The organism is Zobellia alginiliquefaciens (assembly GCF_029323795.1).
GTDB lineage: Bacteria > Bacteroidota > Bacteroidia > Flavobacteriales > Flavobacteriaceae > Zobellia > Zobellia alginiliquefaciens.
The window spans coordinates 758295-779584 of record NZ_CP119758.1 but is presented as its reverse complement, the minus strand read 5'-3'; the positions used below and the strand labels follow the sequence as shown (position 1 = coordinate 779584).

The following is a 21290-nucleotide window of genomic DNA, read 5'->3' as shown; positions in this document are numbered from 1 at the left end:
TGCGAAATGATAAACATTTCTAAATAAAATCCTACAAAATATGCTTTCTGTTCTAATTATATAGTGTTACCTTTTTTAAGATATCGCTAAACTTATAAAAATAGCGGTTAGAAATCCACATATTTGTATATCCCCTCAATATATGGTGTTTGTAAAATACCATCAACCTTAACCCTTTTCGTCATTGGAAACAATCCTCCTATTGGTGTATATGGCGTTTCATGAACTCTTATTTTAAACCCATAATTTGAAGGTGTATTTACTTGAATTATATTACTTAATATTCCGTTAGTATCTTCTATTTGAATTGTAATAATATTAGGAGTTCCAGCTCTTGACTTTCTATATTCCATAATACCTGAATCGGTGAAATCATTTTCTATATCAAGTAACTGAGGAAATCCAAATTGCATTTCATAGTGGCCAGTTTCATTGTTGGATAAAAACCCTGCTATTGGTTTAATAATTCCGGTATCGTTGTAGTTGAATCTAACTCCATCTATATACAAGTAATTTAAGTTATTATTCGATGAAATTACATTGGAAATAACTAATTCTACAGAGCTAATTTCATGTTTTTCATAATCTTCCCACAATTCTCCAGGCCCACCAGATAAATACTCTGTTGAGGTTATGTTTGTATTATAGCTAACATCAACAGAAGTTAATGTTAGTGTCTGAACTAAGGCTTCGACAGTAACGATGATATCGTCCGTATCGCTGAGTGCCGGAGTTCCATCGTCCGTCACCGTCAGCCTGAACGTATAGCTTCCTTCCGCCAAGCCCGTTACCGATGTACTCGTGCTCCCCGGGGCGGCAATCGTCGCCGTTGTTGGACCGCTGACCTGTGACCAGGCGTAGGAGGCGATCGCTCCAGGGGCGGTATCGCTGCTTCCAGATCCGTCCAACGTTACCGAACTCGCGGGAAGGGCGATGGCCTGGTCCGGACCGGCATCCGCTACGGGAGCTACGTTGGGCAAGCCCCCCACCGTTATATCAATATCGTCAGTATCGCTAAGGGACGGGGTTCCATCGTCCATCACCGTCAGTCTGAACGTATAGCTTCCTTCCGCCAAGCCCGTTACCGAGGTACTCACATTCCCCGGGGCGGCAATCGTCGCCGTTGTAGGACCGCTGACCTGCGCCCAGGCGTAGGAGGCGATTGTACCGGGGGCGGTATCATTACTTCCTGAACCGTTCAATGTTACCGAACTCGTAGGCAAGATGATGGACTGGTCGGGACCGGCATCCGCTACAGGGGCTACGTTGGGCAAGGCCCCCACCGTTATAACAATATCGTCCGTATCGCTAAGGGACGGGGTTCCATCGTCGGTCACCGTCAGCCTGAACGTATAGCTTCCTTCCGTCAAGCCCGTTACCGAGGTACTCGCGCTCCCCGGGGCGGCAATCGTCGCCGTTGTGGGACCGCTGACCTGCGCCCAGGCGTAGGAGGCGATTGTACCGGGGGCGGTATCATTACTTCCTGAACCGTTCAATGTTACCGAACTCGCGGGAAGGGTAATGGCCTGGTCCGGACCGGCATCCGCTACGGGAGCTACGTTGGGCAAGGCCCCCACCGTTATAACAATATCGTCCGTATCGCTGAGTGCCGGGGTCCCATCGTCGGTCACCGTCAGCCTGAACGTATAGTTTCCTTCCGTCAAGCCCGTTACCGAGGTACTCGCGCTCCCCGGGGCGGAAATCGTCGCCGTTGTTGGACCGCTGACCTGTGTCCAAGCGTACGAGGCGATTGTTCCGGGGGCGGTATCGCTGCTTCCAGATCCGTCCAACGTTACCGAACTCGCGGGAAGGGTAATGGCCTGGTCCGGACCGGCATCCGCTACGGGAGCTACGTTGGGCAAGGCCCCCACCGTTATAACGATATCGTCCGTATCGCTGAGTGCCGGGGTCCCATCGTCGGTCACCGTCAGCCTGAACGTATAGTTTCCTTCCGTCAAGCCCGTTACCGAGGTACTCGCGCTCCCCGGGGCAGCAATCGTCGCCGTTGTGGGACCGCTGACCTGTGTCCAAGCGTACGAGGCGATCGTTCCGGGGGCGGTATCGCTGCTTCCAGAACCGTCCAACGTTACCGAACTCGCGGGAAGGGTAATGGCCTGGTCCGGACCGGCATCCGCTACGGGAGCTACGTTGGGCAAGGCCCCCACCGTTATAACGATATCGTCCGTATCGCTGAGTGCCGGGGTCCCATCGTCGGTCACCGTCAGCCTGAACGTATAGTTTCCTTCCGTCAAGCCCGTTACCGAGGTACTCGCGCTCCCCGGGGCAGCAATCGTCGCCGTTGTGGGACCGCTGACCTGTGTCCAAGCGTACGAGGCGATCGTTCCGGGGGCGGTATCGCTGCTTCCAGAACCGTCCAACGTTACCGAACTCGCGGGAAGGGTAATGGCCTGGTCCGGACCGGCATCCGCTACGGGAGCTACGTTGGGCAAGGCCCCCACCGTTATAACGATATCGTCCGTATCGCTGAGTGCCGGGGTCCCATCGTCGGTCACCGTCAGCCTGAACGTATAGTTTCCTTCCGTCAAGCCCGTTACCGAGGTACTCGCGCTCCCCGGGGCAGCAATCGTCGCCGTTGTGGGACCGCTGACCTGTGTCCAAGCGTACGAGGCGATCGTTCCGGGGGCGGTATCACTGCTTCCGGAACCGTCCAGGGTAACCGAACTCGTGGGAAGGGTAATGGCCTGGTCGGGACCGGCATCCGCTAAAGGGGCTGCGTTCGCTTGTGGGGCTATTGTTACAGTCACTACTGCAGAATCGTCATTGCCCGGGTTACCGTCGTTAATGGTATAGCCGAACGTGGCATCCCCGGTATAATCACCGGAACTGGTGAATACGATTTCCTGACCATCGATTGTAAACGAACCTGCATTTTCAGGTTGTACCCCAAGAACACCAGATATAACCAGATCGGAATTTGGATTATCAACATCTGAATCGTTATCGATGACATTGATGCGTACGGTTTCTCCCAATTCTACTGCGGTTGTATCATCATTGGCGATAGGTGCTTGGTTTTCAGTAACGGTAACGTTGACCGTCCAAACTCTTTCATCAGTATTTTCAGCGGTGACCGTATACGCTACGGGTTGGCTAAAATCCTGTATATCCCCTATCGCGGGAGTCACCGTAGCATTGGGGGAAATATTCAATACCGAAGGGGCCGTATTCAAGTTGGTACCATCGGGAACCGTAACGATGACCGTATTGGTTGTTCCATCGATATCCACATCGGTCTGGCCCGGGAACTCAAAGGCCGTTATTGCGTTCTGATCGCTTCCCGTCGGGGCGGAAACGGTCACGTTCACGGTCCACTCCTGTTGCGTTCCGTTCTCCGCGGTGACCGTATAGGTAACGGCACTCGAAAAATCTCTAACAATATTTATCGCAGGGTCCACCGTGGCGTCCGGTGAAACGACCATTACGCTCGGCGCTACGTTCAGGTCCGTACCATCTGGCACGTTCACCGTTACGGTACGGTTGTCCGTATCTATGTCCGAAGCGTTCTGTCCGGGCAGCTCGAAAGCGAGGATGTCGTTACCGCCCACCACCGGAATGGTCAGTACACTGGCGGTCACCGTCCATACCTGCTCTGTACCGTTGCCCGAGGTGACGGTATATTGAACAGGGGAACCGAAGTCCCGTGCCTGTAGAAGCCCCGGTTCTACGGTGGCCCCTTCCGATACCGTCAGCATAATAGGTGCTACGCTCAGTAGCGTACCCTCGGGAACGGTCACCGAAACGATATGGGCGGAAGGGTCTATCGTTGCGGTCTCTATCTGTCCGTTCAGGGCGAAGGCCTCAATATCGTTGGCCGACAACAACGATACACCGGTGATCTCCACTATGACGCTTCCCGTCACGTCCGGGTCGGAGACCGAAGTGGCCGTTATCGTCACCGTTCCCGCGGAAAGACCGGTCAGAAGGCCGTTATCGTCTATGGATGCTATCGTATCGTCACCGGAGGACCAGGTCACGCTCGGGTCCGTGGCGTTCTGGGGAAGGACCGCGGCCACCAGTTGGCGCTGCGCTCCCGTGGCCCCGGGATTCTCCTGGGAAACGGTGATGCCCGTTACCGGTACCCTGTCCGGCGGGATCACCTCTACGGTGACCGTGTCGCTAGCATCGGGGTTGGAGACCGAGGTAACGGTAACCTGGGCCGTACCCAGCCCGACCGCGATACAAACGTTGTTTTCGTCGATGAATACGACATCGGGATCACTGGAGACCACCGTTACCTCTTGGTCGGTAGCGTTGGACGGTTCGAAAACGAAGGCCGGGGGTATCTCGTCCCCCAGTTTCATCTTTATCGTATCCTGGCTCGAAAGGGTTATGGAGATCACCTCGATGAACTCGGAAACGTTGAAGTCCAGTCCCGTTTCTATTTCCTGGCCGTTACTGTCCCTAAGGGTGAAGACCAATCGCTGTGGCCCCAGTTCGGAAGGTGTAAAGACAAGGGGATAGGTACCTGCCGAGATAGGACCATATTCCCCGTTCGGGGCATAGCCGTTCTCCTCGGACGGCTCAAGGCTCCCGGAGCCCGAAGCGAACCCGTAGATGGCCTCATAGTCCACGTCCTGCGAGGCCTCGTCCGTTTCCAACAGAAGGGAAAGCGCTACAGGCTTTTCAAGTTCGAGCTGTGAGAGTTCGCTCGAGGCCTCCCAGACCACCGGGACATCGGAAAGCTCGTACATGACCTCGATATCCTCCGAGATGCCGAAGTTGTCGGCCCCTGTTATCCTTACCCTGTGCTCCCCCGTTGCGGAACCCTTGTACAGAAGTGGGGCGCTAAGTCCCGTGGGCATGGACCATCCCTTTCCGGATTCCAAGGGGTTGCCCTCCATATCCTCGAAATGGCCCTCGCCATCCAGTATCTCGTAGGTGATATTGTACTCGTAGTCCTCCAGTACCTCTTCCGGTACGATCGTAAATGTACTGGGAAGCCCTTGGTTCACGAAGCCTTCCGCAGTGTGCTGCTCGGTAAGCTCGAACTCCACCTCGGTGATAAGGCCCACCTCCTTGGTGCACGCCAACGCTATTAAAAAAAGACTGAAACAGCAGACTGAAACCTTAAGGTACTTCTTCATTTTTCCGAGGGACTATCGATTCTTTTTTTTAAACACCGTAAACGGTAGAACTCTCTTTTTAACAAGAAAGTCCTACAAGATATGGAATCGGTTTAAATTATAGATACCCTTACATCCATTTTGGACCCAACTATCGATGAAACGTATAATTTATGGATAAGATGGATGTAAGGGAATATGGGATTTATTGATACTGTGTATTTTGAGCTCATACCGTTTATCATTACTACCAATAGAATAACTGTGATATTCAGAGAATTCATTTTAAAAAGAAAACATTCCTGCATTCAGTTTTTAAGGTTCCATGGAAAAAGGGGAATGTTCATGTTTTATATCAAATCATCTTATGTGAGATGTATTGGCAGTAAATATAGCCCAATGTTTTTGTGTCATAATTGCACTCTAAAAATATATACGGGATTGTTATGATAGGTTGTAATTTTCTCTAAATGCATGCCATTATTCATAGCTACTCTTTGAGAAGGGATGTTGTCTATGTGGATTATGGAAATTAAGGAAGGAGCTAAACGATTGTTTCGTGCGTGCATTCTACATTTTTTAGCAGCTTCGGAGGCATAACCTTGTTTCCAATATTTTGGTAGGATGGAATAGCCTATTTCTAGTTCTTCTATGTTATCTACATTTTGCTTAAGAAGTCCGCATAAGCCAATTAAGTCTCCAGTTGATTTTAAAATTAGGGCATTCATACCACCCAAGCCGTTTTCATACCGTTCAAATATGTGATCAAACTGTTGCCGACAAGCAATTTTTGGGTCGCTCGGTAATCCTTTCCAGAATTCTGAAGACCGTTTATCTTCATGAAAGGGCAGCCATGTATCAAAATCAGAGGGGAGTACTTTTCGGAATACCAATCGTTCGGTGTTTTCTCCCTCCAAAAGCAAATCCATTTAAAATTACATTTTTTTGTAAGCTATACTGTCTCCTGTTTGGATACCTAATTTTTGAACCAGACCAGCATTCAATTCTAGAACATATTGAACGGCACCTTGTGAAGGTAGGCTAGACTCGTTCATGGGTTGTGCATTTTCGTGATAATTGGCAATGGTCATATCTTCCTTAATGAAAATAAGGTCTAAGGGGAACTCCGTATTCTTCATATAAAATGAATGCCCTGCAACTTCAGGAAAAACAAATAACATACCTCGGTCCACCTTCATGCTCTTCCTGTACATCAGACCAGTTTGGGTTTCATATTCGCTATCTGCAATTTCTATATCAAAAGAACCAATAACGCTATCGGTTTCTTTTTTAAAGATGGACAGTTCTCCTTCTTTTTTAAAGACCACAGGTTCTGCTTTAATTACTTTTTTTGATTCTTCTTTACATCCATTGAACAGAAACATGGCAATGGTCAAATACAAATAATTTTTTAAGTATTTCATTTTAGTATCGCTTACGTTTAAAAAGTCGATGATAAATGAAGTGTTTTGCTCATTGTCAAAACACCGACTTTAGTTTTCAGTCGTAAAAGAAAATCAATATTAATTATGATTTTGCAACTTTTGGCCTAAACATGAAATAAAGACCAATTAGAATGAACGGAATACTTAACCACTGTCCGGTTGAAAGCAGTCCAAGACTTTCTTCGAAACCACCTTGACTTTTCTTTACAAATTCTACGAAGAAACGTATGGTCCAAAGCAATACAAGGAACAGACCAAAAAGGTAGCCTGAGTTGTTTCGTTTATCCGTATTCCAGTAGAGGTAGTAAAGGAGAACAAATACAAAGATGTAAGCGACCCCTTCATACAATTGTGCTGGATGGCGAAAAGGAATCTGAGCCAACTGATCGGCAAACTGAGGATTGTTTTCTAAAGCATCATACGCCACACTTAAAGTCTTTTCTTGAGTAATGGCTAATGCTTGTGACGGATGCATATCGTCTGAATCACGAATGAATTTTGTGGCGAAAATAAAAGATTCGTCAGTGATTTTTCCGTTAATTTCAGAATTGAAAAAGTTGCCCAATCGCACACAAAATGCTCCAATTGCAAACGGAATTACCATACGGTCCAGTAGCCAAAGGGTTTTCATATCTGGATACTTCTTTTGGTATAGATACGTGCCTATCAGTACCCCAATAATGGCGCCATGACTGGCAAGACCGGTAAAGCCGGTAAATTCGTAGCCGTTAATAAAACCAAAGAGTTGCCCTGACGCACTCTCTCGAATAGGCAGCAATATCTCTAGCAGGTGATTTTTGTAATATGGCCAGTCATAAAAGAAAACATGCCCCAACCGTGCACCTAACATTGTAGCCAGAACTGTATGGATAAAAAGCGAATCTAATTGCTCTACAGTTTTATTTTCATTGGTGAAAATACGTTTCATGATATACCAACCTAGAGCAAAAGACGTAATCCAAAGTAAGTTGTAATATTTGATCTGTAACGGACCGAGAGAAAAAAGGGTTTCATTCGGATTCCAGATAATACCTAAAAAGTACATGTTAAGGAGTTTTAAGGGCACTAAGATAATAAAATAGATAGCCGTTAGGCTTTCCTATATCTTAAATCGTAGTTATAAATTTTAACGATCAGTAGAGAGCATGCCAATCAATATAAATTGAACTTGTTTTAATGGTTTAAGGTACTGGGTCGTAACCTTTCCCTCCCCATGGATTACAGCTAAATATACGTTTAATAGCTAACCAACCTCCTTTAAATAGGCCATGTTTTTTTAAAGCTTCTAAGGTGTATTGTGAGCAAGTAGGGGAGTAGCGGCACGTTGCAGGTGTATAAGGAGAGATGGCGAGTTGATAAAACCTAACTAAAAATACGAAAGGAGCTATCATGATTTTTTTTAATGTAAGTGCCAATATAATGAGATTTAGAGACGTAAAAATACAACTATTTGATGAATAGATTTATCTGAAAACTTATGATCACCAAATAAAAAATCCGCATTTTATAATGCGGATTTTAAACTTTGTGTAAAGATTTTACTATTTATTATGCGTGATGGACCGGCTCTAATTCTAGGGCTTCCTTTTCAGAAAACAACCTTGACTTTATCACAAACCGAACTCCTAATGGAATTTCCAAAGAAAAACTGGCACCTCTTCCTTTGGTCACATCAATCGTTAACTGGGTGTGTTTCCAATATTCAAACTGGTCTTGAGACATGTAAAAATCACAATCGGCAATATTGCCAAGCCAAATATCGGTTTCGTTCAGAATAAGTTCACCTTTGCTGAAACACATGGGCGAAGAGCCATCACAGCAACCACCACTTTGGTGAAACATAAGTTCACCATGCGTTTTCTTAAGGCTTTCAATAACCTTTTTTGCTTCCTCCGTAACTAGAACTCTTTGTGTTTTCATATTAAAAGAAACCCATGGCCTTTTTATCGTATGAAATCAGCATATTTTTAGTTTGTCTGTAGTGTGCTAACATCATCTTATGGTTTTCTCTGCCAATACCTGATTTTTTGTATCCTCCAAAAGGAGCGTGAGCAGGATACAAGTGGTAACAGTTTACCCAGACCCTACCCGCTTGGACCGCTCTGGAAATTTGGTAGGCCTGGTGTGTATCCCTGGTCCAAACCCCGGCACCTAGTCCGTAAAGGGTGTCATTGGCGATTTCTATGGCTTCGGCTTCGTCTTTAAAAGTGGTAACGCAAACTACGGGACCAAATATTTCTTCTTGAAATACCCTCATCTTGTTGTTTCCTTTAAGAATCGTAGGCTGTATATAATAACCACCTTCAAGACTTTCGTTGTAGGCCGCCTCTCCACCAGTCAGTACTTCGCACCCTTCCTCTTTGCCGATATTAATGTAATTGAGAATTTTTTCATATTGGTCGTTTGAAGCCTGTGCACCCATCATTGTTGTTGGATCTAACGGGTGACCTAATTTTATGGCCTTGGTACGTTCTATAACTCTTTCCATAAAGCGGTCATAGATGCTTTCCTGAACTAACATTCTTGATGGGCAAGTGCAAACTTCTCCTTGGTTAAGTGCGAACATTACGGCTCCTTCCAGGCATTTGTCAAAGAAATCATCATCGGCATCAATAATGCTTTCAAAGAAGATATTCGGTGATTTTCCACCTAGCTCTAATGTGACGGGAGTAATGTTTTTAGATGCATATTGCATGATTAACTGTCCTGTTGTTGTTTCACCCGTAAAAGCTACTTTATTTATTCTTGGGCTTGAGGCTAAAGGTTTGCCTGCTTCCGCGCCAAAACCGTTTACAACGTTTAATACGCCTGCCGGTAAAATACCTTCAATTAGTTCCATAAGAACCAGAATGCCTACCGGGGTTTGCTCTGCGGGTTTTAATACGACACAGTTTCCTGCTGCCAATGCGGGTGCCAATTTCCAAGTGGCCATAAGAATTGGGAAATTCCAAGGAATGATTTGTGCTACTACCCCAAGTGGTTCGGTAACGTTTAACGCAACGGTGTTTGAATCTAATTCGCTGACGGAGCCTTCTTCCGCTCTGATGACACCGGCAAAATATCTAAAATGGTCTATGGCCAGAGGTATATCTGCAGCAGTGGTTTCTCTAATGGCTTTACCGTTGTCCCAAGTTTCGGCTCTTGCCAAGGTCTCCAGATTACGTTCCATAACGTCGGCAATTTTTAATAGCATATTGCTTCTAGTGGTTGCTGACGATCTGTTCCATTCGGAAGCGGCGATCCATGCGGCATCAATGGCAAGTTCTATATCCTCTGATGTGGAACGGGCTATTTTAGTGAATACGTTTCCGTCTACAGGAGAAAGGTTGTCAAAATACTCACCTTTCATAGGGGCTGTCCATTTTCCGCCAATATAATTTTCATATTGACTTTTGAACTTTGGTTTTTGTAATACGTCTTGTTCAACTGTTTGTGTGCTCATAGTTAAGTATATTAAGTTAATAGATACGTTTCTTAGTATGTGTCTCTTTTTCAGATGAGTACAATTGGTTTTCTAAATGTAGTGGAGTTGAACTGAAATTATCTGACCTATTCTACTATAGGTATGAACAATTCTATCATTCTTTGTTAAATTGATATTTTACTGATGCTTATTTTGTATATTTCTTAGGGATTAATAGGTTGAATTGATACTGGTGCAGTTATGGTTGAATTATCGGATAAATTTCTATCAAATAGGAAGTTGGAAACGTTGGTCGAAAACCAAACCTCGTATACTTTGAATAATGCTGCATTGCATGTTTTTGAAACACATCAACAGGCGGAACGGGTGCTATTAAAATTTGACCAACCTGTTTTGGCAAGTATGATAGAAGGAAAGAAAATAATGCATCTAAGAAACTATGAGTCTTTTAGTTTTCTGCCCGGAGAATCTTTGGTGCTTCCTTCTAATGAAACTATGTGTATTGATTTTCCGGAAGCTATGCGCAAAAATCCTACCCGTTGTTTGGCGCTCGCTATTTCTGAGGATAAAATAGACAAGGTGCTACAGCTTATGAATGAGACCATGCCAAAACATAATGGTAAGGAATGGGACTTAATGGATTATAATTTTCATTTTGTCAATGACGCGGGTATCTATCAAATTTTAAAGCGCCTGCTATTTCTGTTTACGGAAAATCATCCGTCTAAAGATTTTTTTGTGGATAATATGCTGCGTGAATTAATTATAAGAATCCTGCAGACGAATGAGCGGAAAATTTATTCAAACTCGACTTTAAAACTCCATGAAAATAGTAGGTTGGCCGGGGTGGTCCGATATATTAGAGAGCACCTTCATCAAAATTTAAGTGTAGAAGAGCTGAGCAAAAAGGCTTATTTAAGTCCCTCTCATTTTTACAGGGTTTTTAAAACCGAACTTGGTATTTCGCCTATAGAGTTTATCAATAATGAGCGAATTAAATTAGCGGCAGGGCTATTGCAGGATCCGAACCGAAGTATTAAAAACGTTTATATGGAGTGTGGTTTTGAGAGCCGGTCCTACTTTAATAGAGTGTTTAAGGCACATCAACATATTTCGCCCGGTGATTACCAGGCGAAAACAACGAATACCATTATTTAAAATGTTTTTTAGATGCTAAAGGTGGTGCCTTCTTTGCCATCTTTCAACTGAATGCCAAGTTCTGCTAACTGGTCACGTATTTTATCTGATGTGGCAAAATCCTTATTCTCACGAGCTTCTTTTCGCAATTGAATCAATAGTTCTACAACACCTGAAAGTTTACCTGCATCTTCAGTAGAACCTCCTTTTTGTTCTAACCCTAAAATATCAAAGATAAACCCGTTCAAAGTCTGTATAAGTAGTTCTTTATCCGTAGCGGTAATACTCTCTTTTCCTTCTTTAATTAGATTGATATGTTTGACGGCTTCAAAAAGATTGGCAATTAAAATAGGAGTATTAAAATCGTCGTTCATGGCGTCATAGCACTGTTGTTTCCATGCTTCAACATTAAAATTGCTGGTAGAACCGGTATCTAATCCTTTTAAAACCAAAAGAGAGTCCATTAAACGACCAAATCCTTTTTCGGACGCCAACAACGCATCATTGCTTAAATCTAGAATACTGGTATAGTGTGCCTGCATCATGAAAAAGCGAACTACGGACGGAGAAAAGGCCTTACTAAGAATATCGTTCTCACCGGTAAAAATCTCCCCAGGAAGTATATTGTTCCCAGTAGATTTAGCCATTTTTTTACCGTTCATGGTCAACATATTGGCATGCATCCAATAGTTCACAGGTGAATGGCCGTAGCATGCTTCGGCCTGGGCTATTTCACATTCGTGATGTGGGAATTTCAGGTCCATTCCACCACCGTGAATATCAAAAGTTTCACCTAAATATTTGGTGCTCATGGCAGTACACTCAAGGTGCCATCCAGGAAAACCATCTCCCCAAGGAGAGGGCCAACGCATAATATGCTGTGGCTCGGCTTTTTTCCAAAGCGCAAAATCTTGTGGACTTTTTTTGTCGTCTTGAGCGGCAAGTTCGCGGGTGTTAGCAATCATATCTTCTAACTTTCTTCCACTCAATTGGCCGTATTCATTATGGTCATTGAACTTGGAAACATCAAAATATACAGAACCGTTTACCTCATAGGCAAAGCCTTTGTCAAGAATGTTTTTTATAATCTCTATTTGCTCAATAATATGCCCAGTAGCAGTAGGTTCTATACTTGGGGGTAAAAAATTAAACTGTTCTAAGATGTTATGAAAGTCTATGGTGTAGCGCTGTACCACTTCCATAGGTTCCAATTTTTCCAGTCTAGCTTTTTTAGCAATCTTGTCTTCACCGTCTTCCGCATCATCAACCAAATGTCCGGCATCCGTAATGTTGCGGACATAGCGTACTTTGTATCCCAAATGTTTGAGATACCTAAAGATCATATCAAAAGACATAAAAGTACGGCAATTGCCCAAATGCACATTGCTGTACACCGTAGGACCGCAAACATACATGCCTATGTGACCTTCGTTTAAAGGTTTAAATGTTTCTTTTTTACCGGAAAGGGAATTGTAAATCTTTAACTTCTGGTTCTGGTACAATTGCATGTTATACTATTGGCTATTGGAAGTTGGTCTCTAATTTTATATAATCTAAAAACTCACGACGTACGGCTTCTTCTTTAAATTTGCCACCGTATTCTGCTGTTACTGTACTGCTTTCTATATCGCGTATACCTCTTGAATTTACGCAAAGGTGCTTGGCGTCTATAACACAGGCAACATCATCGGTACCTAATACCTTTTGAAGTTCCCTAACAATCTGGATGTTCAAGCGTTCTTGTACCTGAGGTCTTTTTGCATAATAATCTACTACACGGTTCATTTTAGAAAGGCCAACAACCGTTCCGTTAGAGATGTAGGCAATGTGTGCACGGCCAACGATTGGTAAAAGGTGGTGTTCGCAGGTAGAGTAGAGCGTAATGTTCTTTTCTACAAGCATTTCTCCGTATTTATATTTATTGCTGAACGTAGAGGATTTAGGTTTTCTATCTGGGTGTAGACCTCCAAAAATCTCTTTTACGAACATTTTGGCAACTCTATTAGGGGTGCCTTTAAGACTGTCATCATCTAGGTCTAGACCTAAAGTGAGCAATATGTCTCTTACGTTATCTTTAATTCTTTCAATCTTATCATCATCGTTTAATACGAATGCGTCTTCACGTAAGGGGGTATCTTCCGATGCAGAAACGTGGTCGTCTCCTAATTCATCAAATTGCTTTTCCAAAGTACTATCAATTTTCATCTGCTTATATCTATTGACATTTATAATGTCCAATTCGTCTTAAAAAGTTTCAATACATTACACGTTGTGCTGAGTAAAACGAACTGCAAAGATATACATAATATGGCACTTTATGTTCTATATGTCTTGATACACAACATAAATTGCTGTTAAGAAAAGGAAGAAAGTACTTTTATAATATATAAGGTATCATCTTTAAAATGAGTCGTTTTGCCAGCTTATGGTTTATGTTGTTTTTTCTGGGGATAAATGCTGTTATGGCACAGGTTTCTGCAGATTGTGGCAGCGCTATTCCTATTTGTAACAATACTCCGGTGAACGGAGGTACTACAGGCTTTGGTGTGGATGACTTTAGTGGGGCGGCAACTACTGGCTGTTTGGAACGAACATTGAGCGGGGCAATTGAGTCCAATTCCGCTTGGTACCGATTTAGAACAGGAGCTTCCGGGCAATTAGGTTTTAATATAGGAATAGATACTTTGGAAGATTGGGATTTTGCTCTGTACCAATCAAATGACTGTAGTAACTTAGGGGAGCCGATACGATGTAATTTTTTTGATAATCAGGATGAGAATGCATTTGTTGGGGTGGGGGAAGATCCATCGGGCAATACTGAAAATGTTCAATATGAGGCTTGGTTGGATGTAACTCCTGGTGAAGATTATTATTTACTTATAAATAATTTCAGTAATAACAATTCTGGATTTTCTATTCAGTTTTCTGGACATATATTCGTGACCAATCCTTTTGATGCCCTGGATTGTTCTATTATAAATAATCTTCTAGGGCCACCAATAGCAGCTTGCGAGAATGAAACTATTATTTTGGATGGAACAACTTCTGGTGCTTTGTCTTACCGGTGGTTTCTGGACTCGGGAAGTGGATTTACGGAAATAATGGGAGAAAACAGTCCCACATATGAAGTTACTACATCTGCTAATTACAGAGTGGAAGTAGTCAGGCCATCGGAAACTATTATTAGTGATGTTCAGGTTTCTTTTTCTGCTATGCCAGTTGCAAATCCTGTTTCTGATGATGCTTCATGCAGTGGTTTGGAGGTTTATGATCTTTCTCAAAAAGACATGGAAGTTTTAGGAAGTCAAAATTCAAATGAATTTTTGGTCAGCTATCACACCACAATGGCCGATGCAGTTGGTGGGGCTAATGCTCTTCCAAAAGAATATCAAACTCAGTCTGGCTCTCAAACTATTTTTGTTCGCCTTACCTCAATTCGTAATTCTAGATGTTTTGATGCTTCTCAGCAATTTCAGCTAATCAATATAGAAACTCCTATTTTGGATTTTCCTCAAGATGTCTTTTTATGTGAGACGGATGCTGGTGTCACAATTGGTATGGAAAGTACAAACCCTAACTATTCTTATTTGTGGAGTTCGGGTGAAATTACTTCAAATATATTGGTGTCTGAAGAAGGAGAGTATGAGCTAACGGTTACAAATTCTCAATCAGGCTTAAGTTGTAGCGATTCTAAAAGGGTAACCGTATTAACCTCCAGACCACCGCAAATTATTGATATTGAAATTGAAGACTTGCAAAATAATAATACGGTTACAGTGGTAACCGAAGTTTCGGATGGTTATGAGTATCGGTTAGATGATGGTGCTTATCAAACAGGTAATAAGTTCTATCAGGTAGAGCCGGGTATGTATACCGTTACTGTAAATAATCCACAAGGTTGCGGAGATGTTACCGAACAAATTGTGGTGATAGGTTTTCCAAAGTTTTTTACACCAAACGGAGATGGTTCCAATGAATATTGGACCATTACGGGAGCGGAATTTTTAGATTCTCCCGTACTCACAATTTACAATCGTTTTGGGAAATTATTAGCTCAATTGGACCCTTCCAATGAGCAATGGGATGGGGTATTTAATGGAAAGCTTTTACCCGAATCAGATTACTGGTTTAAGTTAACGTATACTTCTGTAAATGGAGAAACCGTATCGGCCAAGTATGTCAATAATCATTTTTCTTTAAAACGATAGGCTTTAGAATCTGCTTCAAGGCAGGTATTTTATCGATAAACTACTCAATTTTACGCTTAAACATACTAAAATCACTGTCTGTGAGTTATTTAATAGTATTGATTTAGCCCCATTCTTATGCGTTTTTTACTATCTGTTATCTGCGTTGTTTTCTTTTTCGGCACAGAAATTCAAGCACAAAATTCAGCTGATTGCCGGACGGCCATTCCCGTATGTGCCGATGCACCTATTATGGGTTATGCTGACGGCAGCGGAGTTATTGATGATTTTGATCCTGAAATTATTACGGAAACGGGTTGTCTTGAGAAAGGAAGTGTAAGCAATGCCAACATAGAGAATAATACATCTTGGTTCGTGTTTAGGGCAGGAACGGAAGGTCAAGTTGGTTTTGACTTGGAAGCGTTACCGGTGAGTGGTTCTGGTACACCTACGGCCGAATGGGATTTTGCCGTTTATGGTCCGGATGTGGATTGTACGGCTATAGGCACCGGATCGGTGCAGCCTATACGTTGTAATTACGAAGTGAATAATACCAGATTTACTGGGCTAGGGGTGAACCCGGAAAATGGCCAAGCTGGCGTACCCTCTACAACTCAGAATTTAAATACTTATGATGAGTATTTAGATGTACTGCCAGGGGAGGTGTACTATATTTTGATCAATAATTTTAACACCAATTTTGATGACGAGGAAGAGCCTTTTATGCTAACGTTTACCGGAAGTTCTGTAAGGGCTGATCAAAATACAGCTCTTGATTGTACGTTACGAGATGAGTTTTTAGGTTTGGATATAACCGCTTGTGAAGGTGATCCGGATATTACTTTGAGTGCATTGAATTCCCCTGCAGGGCCCGATATTTCTAATATTGCTTGGTCTGTTGATTATGATGACGATGGTACAATAGATGCGCCATTAGGTTCAGGTCCTTCTGCTACGCAAATTACGGTTCCTAGTCCTGAATCGGGAAGGTACCATGTTGATATTACTACGGATGCTGGAGGTCATATTTTAGATGATATTCTTATCACCTATTATGGAATGCCTGTTCTTGATCGTGTGGAGACCTTGAATTCAAATTTGTCCTTAGATCCGGATATGAACAATATAGAAATATTCGTTGACGGTGATGGAGATTATGAATACGCAATAAATGAAGGGGAGTTTCAAGATGATGCGGTTTTTAATGATGTTCCTCCGGGTATAAATACTTTGGTCATTAACGATAAGAATGGTTGCGGAACCACAGAACCTATAGAGTTTCTAGTAGTTGGTTATCCCAAGTTTTTTACTCCAAACAATGATGGCGCTAATGATACTTGGAATATTAAAGGAATAGAAGAACTAACGGATCCAATCGTGTTTGTTTTTGACCGCTACGGAAAGCTTTTAGCGCAATTGGGAGTTAACTCAGTTTGGGACGGAACACTTAATGGTAATCCCTTGCCTTCATCTACGTATTGGTTTAAGATTGAGTATGGAGAGCAGGAAAATAATATTGAAGTGGCTAAAACCACAAAGGCACACTTTGCCTTAAAAAGATAAAAGCCTGGCGTGGGCCAGACTTTTAGATTGTATATAATTCTATTTTTCTAGAAATTTAAAGTGTATCCAATGGTTACATTGGTGTTTACATTGTTGAGCAATGCTGGAGTGTTTATTCCCGTATCAAAGAAATATTGAAGCACGTCTTGCTCTGTTCTGTTCACCGCTAAATCTAATCTACTTCTTCCAAAATTGTACCCAACACCACCTGAAATACCATTAAGGTCTCCAACAATGTTTCCACTTTCGTATGGGCTTTGCTCGTATCGGTAACCAGCTCTTAGACTAACTCTTTGAATACGGTATTCGCCACCAACCCTAATAGATGAAACAGTACCTAAACTTTCGGAAATAAAAGTATTTTCATCAGCAAAACCTGAGTCGCTTGTTGGTCTTAACTCCGCATTAGACATATCTTGGTATCCGTAATCAACACTTAAAAGTCCTGATTTGCCAAAAACGGCTGAAACACTTCCTGTTATTTTTCCAGGTGTTTTAATCTGGTAATCAAAGATGTTAACGTAATTCAAATCAAAAAAGTTAAAACTATCTTCTTTCAGTGGGTAGTTAGAATCTATTCCTTGTGAGAAATTATCTGTTAGTCTATACCAGGTAGGAGATTGGTAACTGGCGCCTAGACGAATCACATCATTAAGCTTGGCAATTGCGCCAAGACTCAGTGAAAACCCTGTACCTTCTGTAACCAGAAGATTGTCAAAAGCCACGGTTCTTAGTTCCTGTGAATCGGTATCGGTAAGAGATTCATCATATCTATTCAATCTGTCGTATTGAATAGTGTGGAAGTTCAACGATGCCCCAAAATAGAAATTGTCTCCATATTGTGTAGCGGCATTCACCGTAAATTTACTGTTGTAACCTGATATGTTTTGACGAAAATCTTGGTCAACTCCTTGATAGTTGACGTTAGAGAAATAACTAGTATTGTCATCTTCGTCTACCGTAGGTTCAATAATTCCCGTTTGAAATCCTAAAAAAGCCTGTTGGCCAGCAAAACCAAGACCATTTGTTGCGCCAATGTCTAAATAAGCATCTCCAATTCTTTCATTGTCTCTCAGTTTTAGTGGTTGCAACTCAATTCCATCTGCAAAATCGAGAAAGTAATTGTCGATACCTTCATTGCTTCTTCCTGACGTTACAATGCGATCATCAAAATTTTGAACTACATCATAATTTACGGCTAACGACAATTTTTTCCATTTGCTATCTGGATCGGTAGATTTAAAAATAAAAACACCACCAACTTGATTGATGTCAAAATTATTATCTGTAGAGTTGCGTAGTGTACCATTATAATCTGAATCTGTGTTCCTGTGATAATTTGTTCCGGAAATAGAAAACAATCCGTTATTAAAGACTGCGCTTCCTGCAGGGTTAATGTTCAAAGCGGACAAATCGCCACCAAGGGACCCAAAAGCACCGCCCATGGCTTGAAAACGCGCGGAACCTTGAAGGTTTTCCGTACTGTAACGTAGAACATCATTAATATTTTGGGCACTTGCCATAACACACGCAAATAGCCCTATGAATGTTAAATATCTTTTCATTCCTAGCAATTTTAAAGTAAGTTACTTTTTTGGATTTTGGACTTAATTTCTTCGGCTTGATGATGACCTGGAGCTTGATCCAGATGATCTAGAACCGGATGAAGTCCTACTTGAACTACCAGAGCTTCTATAAGAACTAGAACTACTTGAAGACCTGCCTGAGCTTCTGTAGGTACTTCCGCTAGAAGTGCTTCTGCTTGTACCGGATGATCTGTAAGTACTTGATCTAGGTGTTGAGCTTCTGTAGGTACCGCTGCTACTTGTTCTTGTTCCCGAACTTCTGTAGGTAGAACTTCTTGGGGTAGACGAGCTGCTTCTAGATGTGCTGGTTCGTGAAGAGCTGTTGTATTTTGGTGTAGCCCTTGTGCTTCTGCTTGTTCTGTATGCGCTGTTTCTGTCAACACCCACAGTTCTTCTAGATGCAGATGTTCCTGAACGGTTACTGCTATAGCTTCTAGAGCTGCCCGAGGCAGAACTTCTGTTGGTAGTAGATCTTGATCTTGAATTGTTTGCAGAGTATCTTGGTGTAGACCTGCTGCTTCTGCTTACGTTAGAGCTCCGTGAAACATATCTTGAATTCCCGCCGGCAATAGCATTGGTATTTGTGTAATACCCTCTTCTGCTTCGGTTGTAGGCATATCTTTGGTTTCTATAAGAGTAATTATTGTATCCGTTGTAATAACCGTATGGAGGGCACCAAGTTCCGTATCCGCCCCAGCCATAGCCACGGAATCCACCGTAAAAACCACCATAGCCATATCCGTAACCGCCCCATCCCCATGGGCTATAACGGTATCTCCAAGGGTTATAGTAGCCTCCGTATCCGTAACCGCCCCAACCATATCCACTATATAACCAAGGCGAACTCCAGCCAAAACCACCGTAACCGCCCCAGCCGTTATCATAAATATTTATACTTACACCGGTTGAATTATCGCCCCATCCTGCGTAACCGGCATAGTCATTGTCGTTGTTGTAATAATCTGTAAGTTGCCCATCAGAAATACTATCCTGTGCAGTTCCACTTGAGTATGAATCTATATCGGTAAAAATTTCTCCATCCAGCATTTGGTCATATTGACCCGCTTGTTGGCCAAAATAATCGGAATAAGGTTCGTCATTGGCCTGAGTTTGCTGTTGTCTTTCTTGTCGCTCTACACTGACTTGGTTGTTGCTGGAATAAATTCCATCATTGTCATAGTACGATGCGGACTGGTATGAGCCACAAGATACTGCAACAATGCCCGTTAGGGTGCAAAGTGCGATAAAGCGTATTTTACTGCGGGATAGTAAATATATCATGGGTGCAATTTTTTATTGTTGAACATAGTAAAAATAAGTAGTTTTACCCAATTATTTTGCTAACATAAGCACAAGTTTTGTGCCAAACTAAATATAATGGGTAAGAATTTGACAAAGCGCAGCGAGGATTATTCCAAATGGTATAACGAACTCGTAGTGAAGGCCAATTTAGCTGAAAACTCGGCGGTAAGAGGTTGTATGGTAATCAAGCCATACGGTTTTGCTATTTGGGAGAAAATGCAAGCGGCTCTAGATAAGATGTTCAAAGAGACAGGCCATGAAAATGCTTATTTTCCATTATTTGTGCCTAAAAGTTTATTTGAAGCCGAAGAGAAGAATGCAGAAGGCTTTGCAAAAGAATGTGCGGTAGTTACGCACTACAGACTACAGAATGATCCTGATAGTCCAGGTAAATTAAGGGTGGACCCAAATGCTAAGTTGGAAGAGGAGTTGGTAGTACGTCCAACAAGTGAAGCTATTATCTGGAATACCTACAAAGGGTGGATACAGTCGTATAGGGATTTGCCTTTGTTGATCAATCAATGGGCCAATGTGGTCCGTTGGGAAATGCGTACGCGTTTGTTCCTTAGAACTGCGGAATTTTTATGGCAAGAAGGGCATACCGCACACGCTACTGAAGCAGAAGCAATAGAAGAGACGGAAAGAATGAACGGTGTTTATGCCGAGTTTGCCGAAGAGCACATGGCCATGCCGGTTATACAAGGGGTGAAAACGGAAAGTGAACGCTTTGCCGGTGCGGTTGAAACCTATTGCATAGAAGCTTTAATGCAGGACGGAAAAGCTTTACAGGCAGGTACATCTCACTTTTTAGGGCAGAACTTTGCCAAAGCTTTTGATGTAAAATTTGCAACAAAAGAAGGGAAGCAAGAACATGTTTGGGCTACTTCTTGGGGAGTTTCTACTCGCCTTATGGGAGCATTGATAATGACCCACAGTGATGACAATGGATTGGTTTTGCCTCCGAAGTTAGCACCAATCCAAGTTGTAATCGTGCCTATTTATAAAGGCATTGAACAATTGGATGCTATTTCTGAAAAAGTTGAGCCGTTGGTGAAGGAGTTAAGGGCTAAAGGAATATCTGTGAAGTTTGATAATAGGGATACGCACAAGCCTGGTTTCAAGTTTAATGAATATGAATTGAAAGGTGTTCCAGTTCGTTTGGCAATTGGGCAACGTGATTTAGAAAACGGTACATATGAAGTGGCACGTAGGGATACTTTGGAAAAAGAAACTGTGCCAATGGATGATGTAGTTGCTAAAATTGAATTTCTTTTAGAGGATATTCAAACGAACATTTATCAAAAAGCTCATTCGTTTAGAGAGGAAAATATTACCGAAGTAGATACGTATGAGGAGTTTAAGAAGGTTTTGGATGAAAAAGGTGGGTTTATTTCTGCTCATTGGGATGGAACCAATGAAACCGAAGAAAAAATAAAAAATGATACCAAGGCAACCATAAGATGTATTCCTCTAGATGCCGAAAACAAAGAGGGTAAGTGTATGGTGACCGGAAAATCATCATCAAAAAGAGTACTTTTTGCAAAAGCTTATTAAAAAAATTA

15 protein-coding genes and 1 pseudogene are annotated in these 21290 nt (G+C 42.6%); 4 read left to right on the top strand and 12 right to left on the bottom strand.

Annotated elements, in window-relative coordinates; genetic code table 11:
- Window positions 1-107: 107 nt before the first annotated feature.
- From P0077_RS03285 to P0077_RS03255, 8 genes and pseudogenes are all read right to left on the bottom strand, one after another.
- Window positions 108-3842 carry a PKD domain-containing protein gene (locus P0077_RS03285; RefSeq protein ID WP_276167737.1) on the bottom strand — a complete coding sequence of 1245 codons (3735 nt, stop codon included), beginning with the start codon at window positions 3840-3842 and terminating at the stop codon, window positions 108-110.
- A gap of 60 nt (window positions 3843-3902) precedes the next feature.
- Window positions 3903-4322: pseudogene (locus tag P0077_RS20950) on the bottom strand (Ig-like domain-containing protein); the annotation flags it as partial.
- Window positions 4323-5494: 1172 nt separating this feature from the next.
- Window positions 5495-6013, bottom strand: a complete 519-nt coding sequence (locus P0077_RS03280) for a GNAT family N-acetyltransferase (protein ID WP_276167736.1) — start codon at window positions 6011-6013, stop codon at window positions 5495-5497.
- 6 nt (window positions 6014-6019) lie between these two features.
- A complete protein-coding gene (locus P0077_RS03275) occupies window positions 6020-6508 on the bottom strand; it encodes a DUF192 domain-containing protein (RefSeq protein WP_276167735.1) in 489 nt (162 codons plus the stop codon).
- A gap of 103 nt (window positions 6509-6611) precedes the next feature.
- Window positions 6612-7574, bottom strand: a complete 963-nt coding sequence (lgt, locus tag P0077_RS03270) for a prolipoprotein diacylglyceryl transferase (protein ID WP_276167734.1) — start codon at window positions 7572-7574, stop codon at window positions 6612-6614.
- Between the two features lie 136 nt (window positions 7575-7710).
- Complete coding sequence (gene yidD / locus P0077_RS03265) at window positions 7711-7920, bottom strand: membrane protein insertion efficiency factor YidD (protein WP_155595520.1); 210 nt, start codon at window positions 7918-7920, stop codon at window positions 7711-7713.
- 157 nt (window positions 7921-8077) lie between these two features.
- On the bottom strand, window positions 8078-8449 hold the full coding sequence (locus P0077_RS03260) for a DUF779 domain-containing protein (protein ID WP_276167733.1): 372 nt from the start codon (window positions 8447-8449) through the stop codon (window positions 8078-8080).
- A 1-nt stretch (window position 8450) separates the two neighbouring features.
- On the bottom strand, window positions 8451-9971 hold the full coding sequence (locus P0077_RS03255; protein ID WP_276167732.1) for an aldehyde dehydrogenase family protein: 1521 nt from the start codon (window positions 9969-9971) through the stop codon (window positions 8451-8453).
- 222 nt (window positions 9972-10193) lie between these two features.
- Here P0077_RS03255 and P0077_RS03250 point away from each other — a divergent pair, with 222 nt between their 5' ends.
- Window positions 10194-11111: an AraC family transcriptional regulator gene (locus tag P0077_RS03250; RefSeq protein WP_276167731.1), complete on the top strand. Its 918-nt coding sequence runs from the start codon at window positions 10194-10196 to the stop codon at window positions 11109-11111.
- 8 nt (window positions 11112-11119) lie between these two features.
- Here P0077_RS03250 and cysS read toward each other — a convergent pair whose 3' ends face one another.
- Complete coding sequence (gene cysS / locus P0077_RS03245) at window positions 11120-12598, bottom strand: cysteine--tRNA ligase (protein WP_276167730.1); 1479 nt, start codon at window positions 12596-12598, stop codon at window positions 11120-11122.
- Window positions 12599-12611: 13 nt separating this feature from the next.
- Window positions 12612-13295 carry a GTP cyclohydrolase I FolE gene (folE, locus tag P0077_RS03240; RefSeq protein WP_276167729.1) on the bottom strand — a complete coding sequence of 228 codons (684 nt, stop codon included), beginning with the start codon at window positions 13293-13295 and terminating at the stop codon, window positions 12612-12614.
- 200 nt (window positions 13296-13495) lie between these two features.
- Here folE and P0077_RS03235 point away from each other — a divergent pair, with 200 nt between their 5' ends.
- Window positions 13496-15298 carry a T9SS type B sorting domain-containing protein gene (locus tag P0077_RS03235; RefSeq protein ID WP_276167728.1) on the top strand — a complete coding sequence of 601 codons (1803 nt, stop codon included), beginning with the start codon at window positions 13496-13498 and terminating at the stop codon, window positions 15296-15298.
- Between the two features lie 117 nt (window positions 15299-15415).
- Window positions 15416-16840 carry a T9SS type B sorting domain-containing protein gene (locus P0077_RS03230; protein WP_276167727.1) on the top strand — a complete coding sequence of 475 codons (1425 nt, stop codon included), beginning with the start codon at window positions 15416-15418 and terminating at the stop codon, window positions 16838-16840.
- A 47-nt stretch (window positions 16841-16887) separates the two neighbouring features.
- On the opposite strand, the gene P0077_RS03225 is transcribed toward P0077_RS03230, so the two are convergent.
- Together P0077_RS03225 and P0077_RS03220 are read right to left on the bottom strand one after the other, a co-directional pair.
- Window positions 16888-18405, bottom strand: a complete 1518-nt coding sequence (locus P0077_RS03225) for an OmpP1/FadL family transporter (protein ID WP_276167726.1) — start codon at window positions 18403-18405, stop codon at window positions 16888-16890.
- 42 nt (window positions 18406-18447) lie between these two features.
- Window positions 18448-19707, bottom strand: a complete 1260-nt coding sequence (locus P0077_RS03220) for a hypothetical protein (protein WP_276167725.1) — start codon at window positions 19705-19707, stop codon at window positions 18448-18450.
- Window positions 19708-19803: 96 nt separating this feature from the next.
- Here P0077_RS03220 and proS point away from each other — a divergent pair, with 96 nt between their 5' ends.
- Window positions 19804-21282 (top strand): proline--tRNA ligase, encoded by a 1479-nt coding sequence (gene proS, locus P0077_RS03215; protein WP_276167724.1) that lies wholly within the window; start codon window positions 19804-19806, stop codon window positions 21280-21282.
- The last annotated feature ends 8 nt before the right edge of the window (window positions 21283-21290 follow it).

Excerpts from the sequence above, each read along its gene's own strand:
- P0077_RS03225 (WP_276167726.1), bottom strand. The coding sequence starts at position 18,405 with ATGAAAAGATATTTAACATTCATAGGGCTATTTGCGTGTGTTATGGCA.
- folE (WP_276167729.1), bottom strand. The coding sequence starts at position 13,295 with ATGAAAATTGATAGTACTTTGGAAAAGCAATTTGATGAATTAGGAGAC.
- P0077_RS03275 (WP_276167735.1), bottom strand. The coding sequence starts at position 6,508 with ATGAAATACTTAAAAAATTATTTGTATTTGACCATTGCCATGTTTCTG.
- P0077_RS03255 (WP_276167732.1), bottom strand. The coding sequence starts at position 9,971 with ATGAGCACACAAACAGTTGAACAAGACGTATTACAAAAACCAAAGTTC.
- cysS (WP_276167730.1), bottom strand. The coding sequence starts at position 12,598 with ATGCAATTGTACCAGAACCAGAAGTTAAAGATTTACAATTCCCTTTCC.
- P0077_RS03230 (WP_276167727.1), top strand. The coding sequence starts at position 15,416 with ATGCGTTTTTTACTATCTGTTATCTGCGTTGTTTTCTTTTTCGGCACA.
- yidD (WP_155595520.1), bottom strand. The coding sequence starts at position 7,920 with ATGATAGCTCCTTTCGTATTTTTAGTTAGGTTTTATCAACTCGCCATC.
- proS (WP_276167724.1), top strand. The coding sequence starts at position 19,804 with ATGGGTAAGAATTTGACAAAGCGCAGCGAGGATTATTCCAAATGGTAT.
- lgt (WP_276167734.1), bottom strand. The coding sequence starts at position 7,574 with ATGTACTTTTTAGGTATTATCTGGAATCCGAATGAAACCCTTTTTTCT.
- P0077_RS03235 (WP_276167728.1), top strand. The coding sequence starts at position 13,496 with ATGAGTCGTTTTGCCAGCTTATGGTTTATGTTGTTTTTTCTGGGGATA.
- P0077_RS03250 (WP_276167731.1), top strand. The coding sequence starts at position 10,194 with ATGGTTGAATTATCGGATAAATTTCTATCAAATAGGAAGTTGGAAACG.
- P0077_RS03280 (WP_276167736.1), bottom strand. The coding sequence starts at position 6,013 with ATGGATTTGCTTTTGGAGGGAGAAAACACCGAACGATTGGTATTCCGA.
- P0077_RS03260 (WP_276167733.1), bottom strand. The coding sequence starts at position 8,449 with ATGAAAACACAAAGAGTTCTAGTTACGGAGGAAGCAAAAAAGGTTATT.
- P0077_RS03220 (WP_276167725.1), bottom strand. The coding sequence starts at position 19,707 with ATGATATATTTACTATCCCGCAGTAAAATACGCTTTATCGCACTTTGC.